At 52.5% G+C, this 17,468-nt stretch carries 11 protein-coding genes; 6 read left to right on the top strand and 5 right to left on the bottom strand.

Translation table 11 applies throughout. The annotated features are described in order from the left end of the window. Positions 1 to 173 precede the first annotated feature (173 nt). The 6 genes from AC27N8_RS33635 to AC27N8_RS33610 all read left to right on the top strand — a co-directional run bounded on the left by AC27N8_RS33635 (position 174) and on the right by AC27N8_RS33610 (position 9,984). On the top strand, positions 174 to 851 hold the full coding sequence (locus AC27N8_RS33635; RefSeq protein WP_487073789.1) for a hypothetical protein: 678 nt from the start codon (positions 174 to 176) through the stop codon (positions 849 to 851). Beyond that, the gene (locus tag AC27N8_RS33630; protein WP_487073787.1) at positions 851 to 3,622 is read left to right on the top strand and encodes a toll/interleukin-1 receptor domain-containing protein; all 2,772 of its coding nucleotides are present in this window, start codon (positions 851 to 853) and stop codon (positions 3,620 to 3,622) included. The genes AC27N8_RS33635 and AC27N8_RS33630 overlap by 1 nt, the downstream gene beginning before the upstream one ends. A 16-nt stretch (positions 3,623 to 3,638) precedes the next feature. Further along, complete coding sequence (locus AC27N8_RS33625; RefSeq protein ID WP_487073785.1) at positions 3,639 to 5,354, top strand: hypothetical protein; 1,716 nt, start codon at positions 3,639 to 3,641, stop codon at positions 5,352 to 5,354. Between the two features lie 119 nt (positions 5,355 to 5,473). Continuing rightward, a complete protein-coding gene (locus AC27N8_RS33620) occupies positions 5,474 to 6,379 on the top strand; it encodes a TRAFAC clade GTPase domain-containing protein (protein WP_487073783.1) in 906 nt (301 codons plus the stop codon). 140 nt (positions 6,380 to 6,519) lie between these two features. Beyond that, positions 6,520 to 9,420 carry a TRAFAC clade GTPase domain-containing protein gene (locus AC27N8_RS33615; protein WP_487073781.1) on the top strand — a complete coding sequence of 967 codons (2,901 nt, stop codon included), beginning with the start codon at positions 6,520 to 6,522 and terminating at the stop codon, positions 9,418 to 9,420. Positions 9,421 to 9,588: 168 nt separating this feature from the next. Then, positions 9,589 to 9,984, top strand: coding sequence for a hypothetical protein (locus AC27N8_RS33610; protein ID WP_487073779.1), 396 nt, complete (start codon positions 9,589 to 9,591; stop codon positions 9,982 to 9,984). Positions 9,985 to 10,095: 111 nt separating this feature from the next. Here the strand turns inward: AC27N8_RS33610 and AC27N8_RS33605 are convergent, their stop codons facing one another. The 5 genes from AC27N8_RS33605 to AC27N8_RS33585 form a co-directional block, all read right to left on the bottom strand. Continuing rightward, positions 10,096 to 10,626, bottom strand: coding sequence for a GNAT family N-acetyltransferase (locus AC27N8_RS33605; protein WP_487073777.1), 531 nt, complete (start codon positions 10,624 to 10,626; stop codon positions 10,096 to 10,098). A gap of 204 nt (positions 10,627 to 10,830) precedes the next feature. Then, on the bottom strand, positions 10,831 to 11,526 hold the full coding sequence (locus tag AC27N8_RS33600; RefSeq protein ID WP_487073775.1) for a CAP domain-containing protein: 696 nt from the start codon (positions 11,524 to 11,526) through the stop codon (positions 10,831 to 10,833). A gap of 150 nt (positions 11,527 to 11,676) precedes the next feature. Beyond that, on the bottom strand, positions 11,677 to 13,317 hold the full coding sequence (gene abc-f, locus AC27N8_RS33595) for a ribosomal protection-like ABC-F family protein (RefSeq protein WP_487073773.1): 1,641 nt from the start codon (positions 13,315 to 13,317) through the stop codon (positions 11,677 to 11,679). A gap of 637 nt (positions 13,318 to 13,954) precedes the next feature. Then, positions 13,955 to 14,713 carry a response regulator gene (locus AC27N8_RS33590; protein ID WP_487074808.1) on the bottom strand — a complete coding sequence of 253 codons (759 nt, stop codon included), beginning with the start codon at positions 14,711 to 14,713 and terminating at the stop codon, positions 13,955 to 13,957. 8 nt (positions 14,714 to 14,721) lie between these two features. Next, positions 14,722 to 17,445: a sensor histidine kinase gene (locus AC27N8_RS33585; RefSeq protein WP_487073771.1), complete on the bottom strand. Its 2,724-nt coding sequence runs from the start codon at positions 17,443 to 17,445 to the stop codon at positions 14,722 to 14,724. Positions 17,446 to 17,468 lie beyond the last annotated feature (23 nt).

Below are 17,468 nucleotides of genomic sequence, written 5' to 3'. Positions count from 1 at the left end.
CATTTTTCAGAAGGTTAAACTGGATACGCCGGGCTCAATAAGACATACCAATCACCATTGATAAGAGCAATTTTCTTTGTGGCACGCCGGTTGCCGAGGTGCCGTTCCAGCACCGACCAGGCTGTAACCGGGTAAGCCGGACACAGAGCAAAGGTATGGAGGTCTCAACGACAATGGACTCACAGCAATCCGAAAACCTGTTCGCGCACGAACTCGTGCACATTCTTGCCGCGCACGACCTGGATATAGCTCAACTGAGCGACCTGACGGGTATTCCATCCGCGACGGTCCAGCGCATCCAACAATCGTTACACGATCCTACCTTCTCTCCCGTGCTCAATCCAGATGAGATGGAAGCCATGGTCACCACGCTGTTTATCAGTGCGACAGAACAGGATCGTCTGCGGGCCGCACTGCTGGGTACAGCGATCAAAAGCCTGCTAAGGCAACAACTCGGCTCAACGTACGCACGCCAGCTGATAGCGCAAATCTATCCTCTACTACTCAATGCATTTTTGCACGCGGACTCCATAACGCTGGGGGACACTGTACGGGGACAGGACCATGAGGCAAATGAAGACCTTGAGACGGACAGCGCCTGGCATGCTATCCTGGAGGCCATGGACGCCGCCGATCTGGCATTACAACTCAGTCGTGGTCAGACTTCATATACCGAGCAGGTTCACAGACTCAAAGAAGCTCGCATACTCCTGGATGAGGCGTTGACCGAGAGCGAAGACCTAAACGAGGTCATACAGTCGCTGCCACTCTGGCGTACATGGCGACAGCGGATACAAAGCGAGCGCATGGCTGTTGGCAAGCGTCTGCGTGCATTGGGTGTCGAGGAGTAATGATGGAACAGGTCTGGCCATCATCCGGGGGTATCAACGTTTTTATCTCTTCTGTATCCCCAAGAGATAAAGTTTTGCGCCGCTCGTTACTCACAGCCCTCAGCCCACTGGTCAAGCAGGCTTTGATTACGCTCTGGTCTGATGAAGACATTCTCGGAGGGCGACACAGCGAGCAGGAGATTATGCACCACCTGAACGCCGCACAACTGGTCCTTCTGCTGGTCAGCCCTGACTGTATAGATTCTCACGCCTGGAATCAACAGATGGCTGCTATCATGGTGCGGGAAACGCATGGTAATGCGCGAGTAATACCAGTGCTGATGCGCCCAACCGTAGGTTGGAAAGACACCCCTTTTGGACATCTGACTCCCCTACCGGCCGATGGCAAAGCGGTGGTCGCATATAAGCCACACAATGAAGGTTGCTACGAGATTGCCAGAAGCATACACAGATTGATCGCCCATATGCAACCAGCGCCACCTGCAATCATCTCCCGCAGGCTAAGATCGAATCCACCACCGCATCCATCCGCGAGTATTCCACGCCCACAGCTCGTAGCAGACATCTATCAACAGTTGACCAGTCCTACTACGAGCGCCCTGGTGCTGACTGGGATCGGCGGCCTGGGCAAATCGGTCCTGGCGGCTCAGGTCCACCATTTCGCCGAGGAACAACGCAAGGCCGGGCAAGGGCCTTTTTTGGCTGCTGCCCTCCGGCTTGATATCGACGCGACAACAAGCTTGCAGGATGTACTGATAACACTATGCGAGGCATCTGGTACAGTATTACCGGCACTGCACACAATGTCTGTCTACGATCTCAGTGCGACTCTGTTGCAGCTCGTGCAAAACGTCTCACAACCACGTTTGATCATCATCAACCAGCTTGAGCACTGGCTGGATCCACAGACGCGCTATCCACTGACACAACACATTGGCGTTGGCGCATGGCTTGAACTGCTTAATACTCAGCCGTGTGCCAGCCGGTTGCTATTCACCAGCCGCATCTATCCACATGGCAAGCAGCAGCACCTGGACGCCTATATACGGAGGTTCACACCAGCCGGTTTAACTGTGCGAGAAGGTCTACAGCTCTTCCGCCGGGGAAACATCGCGGAGACAGATCAAGACCTAACTGCGGTCATCTCCTCTTACCAGGGACATCCCCTGGCACTGGTTTTGCTGCGCGATATTCTCAAAGAGAATCGCAGCTTATCGCTGGCAGCCCTGTTGCAGGATCTTGCATACAAACAACTCTGGATAAACGATATGTCTGAAAACATCTTGCAATATATTTATACTCGACAATTAAACCAGGAGCAGCGTGAGCTCTTGCAGGCTTTTGCGATCTACCGCCTGGCCGTGCCCCTACAGGCGGCCCAGAGCATTGCCCACCGTAGGGTCACGATGCCGGTCAGCCGTGCCGGTGCGATGTTGCGCGTTTTGCTTGACCAAGATCTGCTCCAGGCAACCGGCAACCTCGAGTATCGTCTGCAACCAGTAATGCGTGATTTTGTCCAGGCCTGGGAGAGTGAGAACGATCCAAAACTCGACGCGGAGAAGAGGCGTCAGGCCCATCAAATCGCGGTCAGTTATTACCTGGAACGCTTCTCTCATACCACTAGTCGCATGCCACAACCCCACATCAACGATTTTCGTCTGATGTTAGAAGCCGCCTGGCACTATTGCCAGGCCGATCAACTCGCCGAAGCGTATCAACTGATACGCCGCGAACAACTCTTCCTCTATTTCCACCGTTGGGGAGGCAATAGCCTGCTGCTGGAGGTGTATCAGTTTTTATTGCCCACCGAAAAGTGGCACGCGGCACCATTGATTGTGGGGCAGGTAAACCACGAAATGGGGTCTATCCAGAACGCTCTGGGAAACAAGCACGAAGCGCAATTATACTACGAACGTGCTTTTCCTCTATTACGCCAGGCAGAGCAGCCAGTTGCGCTGGCTGAAGCGTTGAACGACCTGGGCATAGTCTATCGCGCCCTCAATCAGGAGACGCTTGCAGAGCAGTGCTATCGCGAGGCATGGGCTCTGTGTGAAGAGGCAGGCAAGCATTTTCCCCAGCGCGGGATTACACTCAATAACATGGGCCGCCTCCTCTATGAGCGGGGACGGCAACACCAGCAGCGCCGGCAGAAAGCACAGGCGCGCGAACTCTTTCAGGCTGCCCTTGCCCGCTATGAGCTGGCATTGGAGGCCCATCAAAGCAACAATCAACCAGAAGAACGGGGCTGGACCCTACTTAATCTCGGTGATGTCTACATGGTTCTCAACCAGCGTGAAGAAGCCCACAACCACTACGAGCAAGCGCTGCAACAGTTTCGAGACTTTGGTGAACGCCGGGGCGAGGGGACGGCCCTGAATAACCTGGGGGTTCTTCTGGCATACGATGGCGCACACAAAGATCAGGCCGTGGCCTGTTACATACAAGCGATACATATTTTTCGCACAGTCGGTGATCGCTGGCAGGAAGAGAAAACGCTCAGGAACCTGGGACGCTGGCTGCTCATTTATGTTCCAGAGCAAGAACCAGCACGCACCCAGGGATATATAGCCGGCCTTGCCTGTTTCTTTGCAGCCTGCGATGTATTTGTGAAGCAACACACTACCCACAATCCCATCGTTCCAGACTGGCTACTCGCATCCCTGCGCCAGGACCTGGGAGCACAAAAGATGGAGGAATTTGTCACAGATGCGGAGACGAAGTCCTCACACATTGTCGGAGAACTTTTACAGATGCCCTATAATTTTGTGTAGTACGGAGGAATACAGAATGCCCAGAATGCTAGAGGTAAAGATTGCTGTCGAACATGTCATTTTCACACGCGTTGAAAAAACGTATTCCCCCCAGGGATATAGTGGATATCAAATCGTCTATCAATCACCATCGCTAGGCGCGGAAACAGCGCAGATTGAGAAGTATGTCCAGTGTTTCCAACCTGGTAAGCAGCCAGTGCGCCGCCACCAGTTCTTCTGGACAGAGAAAGGCCAGGCGGTTTTCACTCAGAGCGTCCCCCTGGCGGCGCCAGACCCGGAGGTGATTGATAAAAATCAACGCGATGCCTTTCTTGTGCATGCCCTCGTTGTCAGTAGAGAACACTTCGCATACGTCAGAAATGATCCGTTTGCCATTTTCTCGGCAGCGGAAAACAACCGGCTGCTGACAACAGACGTCGCGCAACTCGTTGCGTATCTCAGAAAAGATTCACCTCCCGCCCACCTCGTGGTACCGATCCGCTGGGGAGCAATATCCCCCCGGGAGTGGTCAGTATGGGATCTCTACCTGCTTAGCATGGCCGCGTCCAGCCTGCATCAGCAAAAGCAATCGATTCTGATGATCGCGGCCAATCCAGAAGAAATCTTTCAACTGCTCAGTTGCATGCTGGTATGGTTACCCGCAGATCAACGCATTACCTGCACCTTTGACACCTTTGTTGACCATTGCACGCCGCCTGCGGGCAACTTTTGGGTCGTCGGAGGAACCAGGCCAATTGGGAATAGCAATTTTCTGCCGATGCCTCTAGCCGAACGCAAGGTTGTGTCACTCAAAGGAAGCAATGAGAGATCCCTGTATACCACGTGGTTTGCCTCTGCATTGCAAAATACCGAGAGCAGTGTTCAGATAAATGAAGAGCAGACAAACGAAGAACGTTATACAGCACAGATAGTGGCGGAAGCTTTCACTGCACATCGCGCATTGCCTGCGGTCCCCCTGAGCATGGGTACACTATATACATTTTACAACCTGAACAGTCCGGCCATTACCACCAGGTTAGCAAAAGCTCTGGCAACGGTTTTGCCAGAACATATCGCTGAATACCTCGCGCCTTCGCTACAAACCTATATCTATGAGCCGCTCCCAACTATTTTGAGTATCGCGGCCCAGGAGACATGCGATACCCAGATACTGACCCACAACATGCTGGCTAAAATTGTCTATAACTGGCTACTCAATGAACAACCGGAATGGAAAGAGTGGGAGAGCGTACTCAAATTTGCGGAGCAAGCCACATATATGCCATTGATCCTGCTGGCAAATGTGAAAGTAAAAGCACGGCCACAGACCCTGATGGCAAATGTGAAAGCGCGGTCTCCTTTTTTTTTCACAACTGATAATAAACCTCAGGCCCAGGATATGATTGTAAATGCTTTGCTGAAAACAGGTGAGTTGTCGCAGGTACTGGATGAACTCCTGGCAGGAGTGCAACCAGTACAGGACTCGCTACCACCCGACGCAGTACAAGCAGCTCGCCAGTTGCAATCAAGTCCGACGCGTATGCAATTGAGTGATGAAGAGTTTCAGATATTGGTCAACGCTCTTTTACAACAGAAAGCAGGGAACTTGCTGCAAGGTCGATGCGTGTGGCGTGTTGGGTATTTGCAACACGCCAGAGTCGTTCATAGTCTGGTGAAAGCGGTAGACGCGAGTCAGAATGTTACATCTGAGTTTGTGCACGCCTTACATCATCATCCACTGTATTCCAGGTAAAAAATCAAGGGAGTACTTTTCCAATGTTAGGTAAAAACATCCAGTGTCCGCGGTGCCTGAAGCGTTTCCGCATTCCCTCCCGAGTAGACAAAAGCATTGTTTGCCAGGAGTGCCATTTTATGATTCCACTGGCATATATTCTTGGATGCAAAGATACGCCGCCTGTCTTTGTACAGTTGTTCGGCCTGACCGATGCAGGCAAGACTATGTTCCTGGATATTCTGCGCTTGCATCTCTATGATATGTCCCATGCCTGGGGAGCCGCCGGGTTCTATGCTCAGCCCATCACCCAACTGGACGTGGAGCACAAAAACGTGCTCCAGGCCGAGCGAGCCGAAGGCGTCCTGCCCGGTAGCACCCCCAAACGCGATCGCGACCAAAACGAGGTCTATATTATGTCCCTCAAGCATATGGTACGCTGGGGATCGCGCTTCCTGGTGATCATGGATCACGCCGGTGAGCAGTTCGGCAGGCTGGTCATCGATGTTGCCGAGATCCCTTTTCTACAGCACACGCCAGTCACCATTATGCTGCTCAGCCTGCCCGATTTGTTGCACGATAAAATGCGTGTCGATAACCTGGTCAATAGTTACATTACTTCCCTGGAGGAGCGGCGGGTGAGCTTTGCTCGTGAGCGCCGCCAGTTGATTATCGTCTTTAGCAAAGCCGACCTCATCTCTGACCTGGCTCCAGAGCTGCGCGATTATCTCAGTCAGGACACGATCTATGCAGCATTGTGCGATCCGCAGCAGCATTTCTATCTTGGCGAAATAGAAATGAGCAATTATGTGCAAAAAATGGCCTATATCAGTGATGTGATCAGGCAATGGGTTAGGAACAAAGTCATGAGCGGACCGGGCATGTTAAATATGCTAGATGATCACGGCATCGATACCCGCTTTACTGTGATGTCAGCAACCGGGCATACGCTTACTCCTGGTAGAAACACACTTGCTCCCAGTCCGCGCCGCGTACTGGACCCGTTTTTCTGGGTACTTGAATACTATAAACGAAATAATCTCTAAAAAATCATTCCACAACTCAGCACAACTGCCGTGGCTCGTGCTGTGCGCTTAGTTTTTTTTGATAAATAATACGTCTTATCATCATATCACCAAATATGGTTCTTATCATCGTATCATCAAATATGGTCAGGAATAAGGTTATGCTCAATCAAATTCTGAATTTTATCGAAGGCCAGTATGTTTATTGTCCACGTTGCCTGCAACGTCTCCCCATCAGGGAGCAGATCACACATGATGTTCCCTGCGAGGGATGCCATTTTATGATTCCACTGGCATATATTCTTGGATGCAAAGATACGCCGCCTGTCTTTGTACAGTTGTTCGGCCTGACCGATGCAGGCAAGACTATGTTCCTGGATATTCTGCGCTTGCATCTCTATGATATGGATCGTGCCTGGGGAGCCGCCGGGTTCTATGCTCAGCCCATCACCCAACTGGACGTGGAGCACAAAAACGTGCTCCAGGCCGAGCGAGCCGAAGGCGTCCTGCCCGGTAGCACCCCCAAACGCGATCGCGACCAAAACGAGGTCTATATTATGTCCCTCAAGCATATGGTGCGCTGGGGATCGCGCTTCCTAGTGATCATGGATCACGCCGGTGAGCAGTTCGGCAGGCTGGTCATCGATGTTGCCGAGATCCCTTTTCTACAGCACACGCCAGTCACCATTATGCTGCTCAGCCTGCCCGATTTGTTGCACGATAAAATGCGTGTCGATAACCTGGTCAATAGTTACATTACTTCCCTGGAGGAGCAGCGGGTGAACTTTGCTCGTGAGCGCCGCCAGTTGATTATCGTCTTTAGCAAAGCCGACCTCATCTCTGATCTGGCTCCAGAGCTGCGCGATTATCTCAGCCAGGACATGATCTTTGCATCGTTAAAGGGGAATTCTCCCCTGCTCGAAGCAGAACTCGACGCGTATATGCAACAAATGGATATAATCAGTCATACGACCCAACAGTGGGTAAAAAAAAGCGTGCCGGGTGGAGCGGCCATGCTGAATATGCTGGATGATCACGGCATAGACACCCGCTTTACTGTGATGTCAGCAACCGGGCATCCACTTTCTACCGCTGATAGCAAACTGGCACCAAGTCCACGTCGTGTGCTGGATCCTTTTTTCTGGCTGCTCGAATACTATAAGCGTCTCGGGCCTCAGAATATCGTGCCGGCGAGGTGGAGCACGATCCTTGCTACTTTCTCGCCTGGCCTGCACGCGACCAGTTCGCTCGTACTACTGATACTACTGTTCTGTTGTGTGCTTGGAGGTGGTATCTACACCTTTCAGTTTTCTCAAGGCTCCTTCGCGTTTACAGGTCTCAGTCTATCGCTCGTTTTGTTATGCATCTGCAGCCTGGTGCAGCAATGGTTAACGGAGAAACATGATCCGCTACTACACAGTACGCTTAGAGTAGCTATTCTGGCCCTTTTTCTCGCCTGTGTGGCATTGCAAACCATACCGACGGTGCAGCAAGTACTCTCTCAAGTCCTGCTCTATCAATTGTTAGATATATACATTATAGGCACCGCCCTGTTCTCATGCTTCCAGCCAGCGGCACGTGTAGCCGCGCAGAGCCGCATCACACTGACGGTTATCGTGGCGTCCGCTGCTTTATTCCTGTATGCATATGGAGCCCAGGAACTGTTGCCATCACTCCTACATCCCCAGCTCGGTATCTCAGCCAATGGCTATAGCACAATCAATACGACACTTGTGATCATATTGTGTAGCGCCGCCGTTCTCGTCTTGCTGCTTTCAACACCCGAGCGTATCTGGTTCGATCGCGTCGTCCTGGGCATGGTCGCACTCGTGTACGGAGCCTTCCAATTTGTCTATGGGACGCAGGAGATCAACGGTGCCTTCTCATCCGCAGGACCACTTTTCCAGTCCAGCGGCAATGTCGTTATTATCAACAACATCATTGTTTTTGTCGTTGCTATCGCTCTTCCGATCTCCCTCTTTATTTTGCATCGTTTCGACCGTATAGATCGTCTACCATTGCTGATCCTGGCCCTTGTCTGTGCTGGCATGCTTAACTTTCTCGGAGATATTATAGTGCTCCCCTACGGCCAGTCCGGCATATTCACATTGATCTGGACGACCGCTGACCTGCTCGCGCCGACACAAATTGTTCCCTATGGGCTGATAACTACAGGCATTCTGATACTTATTCGCTGGCTTTTTACACGCTTTTCCAGCAACTTCACCTTTTGGGATCACGCAGTGCTCTTTTTCACAGCGCTGGTCTGCACGCAGCTACAGATGTTCCCATGGGGAAGTCCCATGCTGCTGACACCGGTTCCCGCGCTGCAGGCAACACTGAACCAGAGTATCACTGATAGTTTGACCTGGCTCACAATCTCGGGTAGTATTGGCGCGCTTTTCTTGCTGCTTCTACCCCTTTTACAACAAAACCCACAGATTGAGCGCGTTGTCGCGTTGATGAATAAGCAGGCCCCCTGGATTGTACATGTACCTGTATGGTTTGAACACATGCTGATTGCCGCAACAGCCATCGGATGCGCGTTATTGATAGGAATCTATGGCCTGGCAGGCTCAAAGACAGCGCCCCTGTATACGAGCGGGGAGATTGAGATCACATGGTACCAAGTCACGGCACTCCTCTTCGTGATCCTCGCCATTGTCAGCATAGCCAGGGTAGCTCGGCCATTGACGAGAGGTGATCGTTTTCTGCTCCTTATGAACATTACTCTCTGCATCGTTTTTTTTGTTGCCAAAGGATCTCCCGAGATTTCTCTCTCATCTATGTGGCAAAATTGGAACGAGGACGCATATATCTCTCATCTGCCTAACTTCCTTTTCAGCATGCTGCTAAGCGGAATAGCATTCATCTTTTTCTGGTGGTCAACAAACCAGAAACACTCGGGTGATCGCCGCCTGCTCCAGATTATTTTCGTGCTGGCTCTAGCCAGCAGCGTGCTGCAGTTGCTGGTACCTTCCCTCTTTTTTACGCTCATTACGCTCCTCTCATTAATCATGGGCATAGTTATCACCTCGCTAACATTAAGTCCCATGCCATAATGATGTCAGTTTAGAATACCTAAGGTTTTTATCAGTTATGGCCATTGGGAAGAAAGTGGCCTCGATGCTCCAAACCTTCGCCTGCCATGATATAATAGCGGAGCATGAGATTTGTACAGGCACTATGTTTTTGTATGTCTGAAGAAATTCGTTCAAGGATAGAAATACATGTCGAACGTCCTCTGGGTTATCTGTAGTATAGTTGCATATATCGCCGGGTTGTATATAATGCTACGGACAACGCCAATGTTGCTCGCACGCTCTTACGATGAAGGATTATTTATGGCGATCGCCGCCGGGGACATCCTGGGGGCTATTTTGTCATTTGGTGCAATAGTTATCCTCTACGCTATCTTTAATGCCAACGTAGCGATTAAAGTAATCGACTGCCTGTTGCTGATTGGCATCCTACTGATTACGGCACGGCTGGCTATGTTTAGCCTGCGCCCGCGTTATGTCGCAGGCACCAACAAGATCTCGCGGATACTCTCAGGCATCTACTGTATCTGCCTGGCCGTAGCCTCCGTCTGGTACATGATCCAGCTGTTCCAAAGCACGAACTAGCATCATTCTATTTAAGCAAGCCCCAAACAAAAAGCACAACCCATCCTGAGCACTGATGCGTTTTCTGACACCGTACTCAGGGTGAGGTTGTGCTTTGTTGATGGCCATCAATCAAAGACTACTGCTGGGATACAGGGGGAGGAGCATGAGTTCTTCGTCGAGATAGATGCTATCCAGACGCATGGAACGGGGCGCAAGGCCGTAGCTTTGAAATCCCAGGGAGGTATAAAATTGATGCGCTTTTTTGTTGGACGCCACAATACCTACATGTACCTGTTCAAGTCCAGGAAGTTGGCGGGCATGCTCAAGGAGTTCTTGCAGCAACCCATGCGCGATGCCCTGACGGCGCACGGCGGGCGAGATGTAGACTCCCCAAACGATAGCTTTATGCTGCATCTTAGAGGCGGTCTCGCGTGTCATGGCGGCGGTGCCAACCAGCGTTTTCTGGTCATCAAAGGCACCCAGGACAAAATGAGAGGGAGGGTCACCTTTTAACTGTAAACGCGCAGCAACTTCTTGCAAGGTCTGTTGCTGTTCTTCCTCATACGTCAGATCAAAGGCATCAGGTGCCTCCTGTGTCCCATGCAAACGAAGCATATGATAGCCTGCGGCATCATCCGGATTGAGAAAGCGGATCTGCATACGGTACGACATCCTTTCCTGAAACGCAGTATCTCTCGATGAAAAAACCAAAGAATTTTAAAAGAGCAGAGACAGAATCATAGCATACAGCGGTGTATTAGTATAGACGTATGAGCTCTACTCGCAATAAAATGCCGCGACAGGCAAAACCTCAACTCGCATGCTTGCATCGCGCTAACACACATCAACACTGGTTAAATAAGCTTAAATCTTAGCGAAATCTTCGGTCAGCCAGATCTTGTTATTCACGGTATCGACAATCACATCAATGCCGATCACGTTATCACTGGCCGACAAAATATTTTGTCGATGACCATCATCGGGTGGCGTCTCATTAAACATGTTCGTATTGCTTGCGACGGCCCCGGCGGTCGGATCACCCACATTCCAGGCAATATTTTCGCCCGCAGAGGTCCAATTGACTCCCTGAGCACGCTCACGATCACCAAAGGCGGCCTCTCCAGGCAATTGATGCGATAGCGTGTTCGTAGCTTGCATGGCGAGATTATGCTGATGCGCACTGGCTTGCAATCCCGCATTCCAGGTCAGAGGACCCATATTCTGACTGGCCCGCTCTTGATTAATCAGCGTCAGGACCGCCGAGGCCGCCGCCGATACACCAGGAATAGAGACTGTCATGGGAGGTGTCGTTGGAGTCGGTACAACCATCGCTGGTGGGGCCGTCGGACTAGGGATCGGGGTTGGGGTTGGAGCCATGGTGGGAGTCGGCTTGGGAGATATTGTGAGTCCTACCGACTGAGCAGTTGCCGTGTGCGTAACTTTTTTTGCCGACGAAGGCGTACTTGAGGTCGAATTTGCGTTCGACCCACAAGCGCTCAGCAGGATCATGCAGAGAAGCATACTCGCCAGCCCGAGATAGCCAGGTATCTTTTTTGTCACAATTATCCCCTTCTACAAATAACGTGTTTATTTGTATATCTTTGATATCAATTGATACACAGATATAAATATACTGCATTGTATCTTCCTCGGAGAGAAAGAGGGAATAAAATTAGTACTTTCTAGCAATACAGCTGAAGATTCTCCTATCTAGACGTTCACCACTCTTTCCGCGAGCGTCCACAAGATGCCGCCAATACGCTCAATCAGCCACCGGTCATGTGTAATGGTAATGACCGGTCCTGGGAAATCAAGGATAGCCTGCTCGAAAGCTTCCAGAACGTCCCAGCTGATATAGTTTGTCGGCTCATCAAGCAATAAGACGTTGGGAGCCTGAGACATGAGACAGGCAATCTCAAGCTTACGCCTTTGACCAAGACTTAACTGTCCAACCTGCTTAGGTAGATCTTCAAGGCGAAAGAGCCCATAGCCGATCAAGCGCCCGGCCAACTCATCCTCGTAGCCAATCTGATCGTAGCGATAGGTCTCGATCACCGTCTTGTCGAGATCAAGCAGCGTCTCCTGCGGTAGATAGCCGATACGTACACTGGGAGACAGGATGATCTCTCCACCGCTTGGGCGCTCCATCCCCATAATCATTTTGAAGAGCGTTGTCTTGCCAGCTCCATTGGCTCCTGTGAGGACAATACGATCGGTAGGGCCAATATCTATGCTTTGATGGCTCAAAAGCGTGCGCTCGCCAAAGCTCTTGCTGACGTCGCTCAGTTGGATGGCGACCTGCGATTGCAGTGGCTGCGTCTGAAAGGCCGAATGCACGTTGATGATCTTCGGCGGTTTCGGGATCGGATCGGCTTCGATCAGCTTCAGCTGCTGCTCCGCGCCCTTGAGTCGACTCGCCGATGAACCTTGCTTATTCTGCGTATGGCTGTACAGAGCAAATTTATCACCATCACGCGGAGGTCCAAAGCTCGTCTGACTGGCCGTATGCCGTAGATCACGAATACGGCGACGCAGCTCCTGTATCTCCTCCTGCTGACGCTGATACTCCTCCTCCCATTTTGCCCGCTCAGCTGACTTCACCTGCACGTAGGCATCATAATCGCCAGGATAGACCTTGAGCTCGTGCTGATGCTCATCGATCTCGAAGATCTGATTGATGGTACGATTCAGGAAACGTCGATCATGCGAAACGATCAGCAAGGCCCCCCGATACGTCGTCAGATAGTTTTCCAACCACTCCATACTGGCAAAGTCCAGATGATTGGTCGGCTCATCCAGAAACAGCACGTCGGGCGAGCGCAGCAGCAGCGCCGCCAGACCCACACGCGCTTTCTCGCCACCGGACAGGGTCTGCACCTGTCGCGTGCGAGCCAGATAATCAATCTGGAGGCCACTCAGCACACGATCGATGGTCGCATCGAGATCGTAGCCGCCACGCTCCTGAAAGCGCGTCGAGACAGATCCATACTCCTCAAGCAAAGCCGGCAGATCACCCTTCGACGCCTGCGACATCTCGCCTTCGAGCAGGTGCATACGCTCCTCAAGTTGACGCAGATTCCCCAGGGACGCCAGCAGTAAATCATCGATTGTCTCACCGTAAAAGAGTGGCGTACTCTGCGGCAAGTAGCCATACTCCACATCGGATGCATACTTCAGGCTGCCCTGATCAGCCTGCTCCTGTCCCGTCAGCAAGCGCAACAACGTCGACTTGCCCACCCCGTTGGGACCAATCAGCCCAACGCGATCCTGCGCATTGATCACAAACGAGAGCGCACTCAGTACAGTCGTCGCACCATAGGATTTTGTCATATTTCGCACTGTCAATAACATAAAACCGTGATCCTCCACAAAAGAGTCCAGAGCAAGCGCCAAAGCGCCTCCGGAGTTGACAGATAAAGTCGGAATGTAGCTGTGGATGTGTAGATCATTCGGCGTTCGCAGCATGAATGTTATGCTTGATGATAAAGTAAAAGCGCTTCTTTATATGTCTGTGGATGTGTGCTAGCTTCAACGACAGCAGAAAGCCAGTTCGTGGTAGTGCGATGGGCAGGATTGTGGAAAAGAAGGTCAAAGCGGAAGATGGAGCACAACTACCTCGCGGAAAAACACACAACAGGATAAAGAAAAGCTTCGTCGTTACTGCAAAAGACGATGTTTCTACTACCTGTTTGTGATAATTCTCAAGGGTTCTCTCCTGATGTAAATTTTCTACATTATACATTACCTGTCAAGTGATGAAAAATGACCTGTTACCCCCGACCCAAACGCTCAATACCGCTCAGGTAAAGAAAACGTCCCACTGAAAAGATCAAGCAGACGTAGCGCCGTGGTCTTGTGCCCGGCGGCCTCGTGACGTATGATTCGTTCGTTTTTGCCACGCAATGTGGCAAGATGAGACGAAAGATCGGCGATGGGGGGACGTTTCCGTACGTGAACTGGCCGCCGGGCACAAGACCACGGCGCTACGTCAAGTAAGGCTTTTCTCGGCGTCGGGCGGCGGGACGTAGTAGCCGACGCCGAGCTCGTTGCGCAGAAATTTGGGCTGTGAGGGATCGGGTTCGAGTTTGCGGCGCAGATGTCGCATGAAGGTGCGCAGATAGGTATTTTCGGCGCTATAATCAGGTCCCCAGACGCGTTGCAGGAGCTCTCGATGGGTGAGAACTTTGCCGGCGTTGCGGGTGAGTTCGCAGAGCAGATCGTATTCGGTGGGAGTGAGATGAACGTCGCTACCACCCGAGCTGACGTGTCGGTGGACATAGTCGACGACCAGACCGTTCTCACCTCCGCAGCGATAGAGGGGTCGCTGGCTACCGCTGCCGCTGATGCTGTTGCGCAGGCGTTCGTTCTCGCTGGCGCGGCGTAAGGCAACGCGGACGCGGGCCAGCAGCTCATTAATGCTAAAGGGCTTGGTAAGATAGTCGTCGGCGCCCAGGTCGAGGGCTTTGATCTTGACCGGCTCTTCGTCGTGCGCGGAGAGGACGATCACGGGCGTGGAGCTCCATTCGCGAAAGCGTCGCAGGAAGCTAAGTCCGTCGAGAGAGGGCAGAGAGAGGTCCAGTAAGACCAGATGCGGCTGAAAGATGGCGGCAAGATCCACGGCCTGGGCTCCGTCGCGAACGGCCTGGCAGTAGTAGGCGCGGGCTTTGAGTTGAGCCAACAAGAACGTTCGCATTTGTGGGTCGTCTTCGATGCAAAGAATGCGAGCTTTTTTCTCAGCGGTCGACATAGTCGTAATTACTCCCCTCTGATAAGTGTGGCTGTGGCACGGCATGCAAGTTTACGCCTGGCGCGATATATCGGCAACTGAAAGGTAAAGGTTGATCCATGACCAGGACTGCTTGTGAGCTCTAACTGGCTCCCATGTGCTTCAATAATACCACGACTGATATACAGTCCGAGGCCAGTGGCAGGACTCCAACGCGTGACTTTCTGCCGTCGCTCTGGCTCGGCCGAGCCTGCCTGATCGCGTAAGGGATGACTCAGAGCGGCAAAGGTACTAAAACGTGCAAATAAAACTATTTGTTGCTCCGGGCTGATGCCGGGTCCTCTGTCAATGACACTGATCCTGACGCTCTGAGCTTTTTGCCGCGGCCCATTGCAGACCAATTCGACCAGCAGATGGACCGCGTCTCCTTCGGGAGCGTAGCGGAAGGCGTTGCTGAGCAGATTGGTCAGGACGCTCAAGATCAGTTCATAATCGCCGCGCACCGCCGGTACCGACTCGGGCAGAGTGATCCGCAACGAGCAATGTGCTGCATTGATCAGAGCCTCCAGGCGATCCTGGACATCCTCGAAGAGCTCGGGCAGCAGGATTGGTTCCAATTCGAGACGCAACGCTCCGGCTTCAACCCGTGAGGCTTCGAGGAAATGATTGATCATGCCTACCAGGCGATCAACTTGCTCATCGGCGGTTTGCAAATAAGCAAACTGCTCCTCGCGTGTCCATTGGAAATCTTTCACCAGTAGAGCACTGAGATGCGCACGGATATTTGCCAGCGGCGTCTTGAGCTCATGAGCCATCGTGGTAAAAAAATCTTCGCGCACGCGCTCCAGATGCTTAAGCCGCGTGATATCCTGATAGACTAAAATGACGCTCTCGATACTCCCATCGGGTGCTCGTAGCGGGGCGGCGTTGACCAGAAGGTACATGGATTGCCCATCGGCAAGATGAGCGTGCAACTCGGCCTCGCTGCTCTCACCCCGCGTCATAGCAGGATAGAGGGGATGCTCCTCGTAAGTCAGCAGCGATCCTGAGGGATAATACAAAGCAATCGAGCGGAGAATATGCTCACCATCTTGACCAATCACGCGCCGAGCCGCCTCCTCGGGATCATCCATCGGAGAGAGCCGTGCGCCAAGGCGTTGGAGCAGCTCGACAGCCTGACGGTTGATGACGGTGATACTCATGTCGTGCGCCGAGATTAAGATCACGCCACTCGGCAACCGTTCGAGCAGGAGCTCCATGCGAGCACTGGTGATCGCCTGCGCCTCTTGCGCCTCCTGGAGAGCTTTGTTGCGCTGCTTGAGCTCGGCAGTCCGCTTGACAATCTCGGCTTCGATACGCTCACGATCGGCCACCTGCTCACTGATATCATGGAAAATAACGCTAAAGGCAAAAATCTCGCTATGCTCATCACGAATCGGCGTATAGGTCGTTTGGATACTATAAGAAACGCCATTGATACCAGTCAGCCTGGACACGCTGCTCCCACCTTGCGACGCCTGCTGCTCGATGGCTTCCAGCGGATCGCCGTGCAGAAAGAGACCATGCTGAAAGATTACGGGGCTGCGATCGAGGGCTTCAGCCAGAGGTAGGCCCAGGATTTTTTCGTCCCAGCCCAGCAGATCACGCGCCGCCTGATTCACGTCGACCACACGCCAGCGCGGATCGACAATCACGACGCTATCGGGCATCGCCTGCATGATGTTTTCTTGCTGGCGCGCATTCCGACTGGCCGTACGGGCCAAACGATCAATACGCCGAAAGAGACGTGCATTCTGGATAGCCAGGCCCGCCTGTTGCGCAAACTGCTCAAGTAGTACCACCTCCTCCGCCGGAAAGCCTCGTGAGCGCAAATGATACACTTCGATGGTGCCAAAGACGCTCTGCTCCGCAGGATTGTCGGTGTGCGGCGCAAAAATAGGGACACTCAGCACCGAGCCCGGCCGATGCGGTTCCCCTTGATGCTCAAGAAAAGGAAAGACAAGCTGGGGACGCTGATTGGTATCGGTTAAAATCCGCGTGCGACGCTCGCGCACGACGGTTGTGAGCAGCACATTATCATCAACGGGCTCATGCCACTCTTGAGAGATAGCATGTATCCCTAGCTGAGCCACCAGCCGTGCCTGCTGAGGAGCATCGGCCGCAGCGGGATCGATCTCCTCCAGGTCCGCCAGACGCGTCTCGATGGCTGGCAATGAATGATCTAAAACGAAGATAGCGCAGCGCTTGGAGCCAAATGTCTCCTGAAGCACATGCAAGATACGCTCCAGGACTAACGGCAATGAAGCCGGTCCGGCCTGCGCAGAGGAGATGGCGTAGATGGCCTGGATGTGCAGGCGCGCTCGCACAGCTTCAGTGATCTCTTTCATCATCACCAGCAGCACATCTTCGGACTCCGGAGCCGCAGAAGTACGATACTCCAGCGTCACATTCCAGTACGTCCGCCCGCGCACCTCAAGAAAGCCCTCAAAAGGAACCTCCGCCAACTCGATCGCCTGTCTGGTTTGCGCCACCTGCGACAGGAGAGGAAGGACGTGCTCATGCATCGGCACCGGCACAACGTCCGACACGCGCTCGCCGAGCACACACGGATGCTGCCAGAGCGCGGTGATGATCTCATTCAGATAGGGATTGATATAGCGGATGCTGTATGTAGACGCATCCAGAATAGCCACTCCAACCGACTGCACACCCAGAATATCCTCAAGGTATCTCTCATATCCAGAATCCATCATTTACGCATTTTCTAGATACCATC

Source organism: Dictyobacter sp. Z7_2 (assembly GCF_057551105.1).
This window is presented reverse-complemented; position numbering and strand designations above follow the sequence as displayed.

Excerpts from the sequence above, each read along its gene's own strand:
- AC27N8_RS33635 (WP_487073789.1), top strand. The coding sequence starts at position 174 with ATGGACTCACAGCAATCCGAAAACCTGTTCGCGCACGAACTCGTGCAC.
- AC27N8_RS33630 (WP_487073787.1), top strand. The coding sequence starts at position 851 with ATGATGGAACAGGTCTGGCCATCATCCGGGGGTATCAACGTTTTTATC.
- AC27N8_RS33625 (WP_487073785.1), top strand. The coding sequence starts at position 3,639 with ATGCCCAGAATGCTAGAGGTAAAGATTGCTGTCGAACATGTCATTTTC.
- AC27N8_RS33620 (WP_487073783.1), top strand. The coding sequence starts at position 5,474 with ATGATTCCACTGGCATATATTCTTGGATGCAAAGATACGCCGCCTGTC.
- AC27N8_RS33615 (WP_487073781.1), top strand. The coding sequence starts at position 6,520 with ATGCTCAATCAAATTCTGAATTTTATCGAAGGCCAGTATGTTTATTGT.
- AC27N8_RS33610 (WP_487073779.1), top strand. The coding sequence starts at position 9,589 with ATGTCGAACGTCCTCTGGGTTATCTGTAGTATAGTTGCATATATCGCC.
- AC27N8_RS33605 (WP_487073777.1), bottom strand. The coding sequence starts at position 10,626 with ATGCAGATCCGCTTTCTCAATCCGGATGATGCCGCAGGCTATCATATG.
- abc-f (WP_487073773.1), bottom strand. The coding sequence starts at position 13,317 with ATGTTATTGACAGTGCGAAATATGACAAAATCCTATGGTGCGACGACT.
- AC27N8_RS33590 (WP_487074808.1), bottom strand. The coding sequence starts at position 14,713 with ATGTCGACCGCTGAGAAAAAAGCTCGCATTCTTTGCATCGAAGACGAC.
- AC27N8_RS33585 (WP_487073771.1), bottom strand. The coding sequence starts at position 17,445 with ATGATGGATTCTGGATATGAGAGATACCTTGAGGATATTCTGGGTGTG.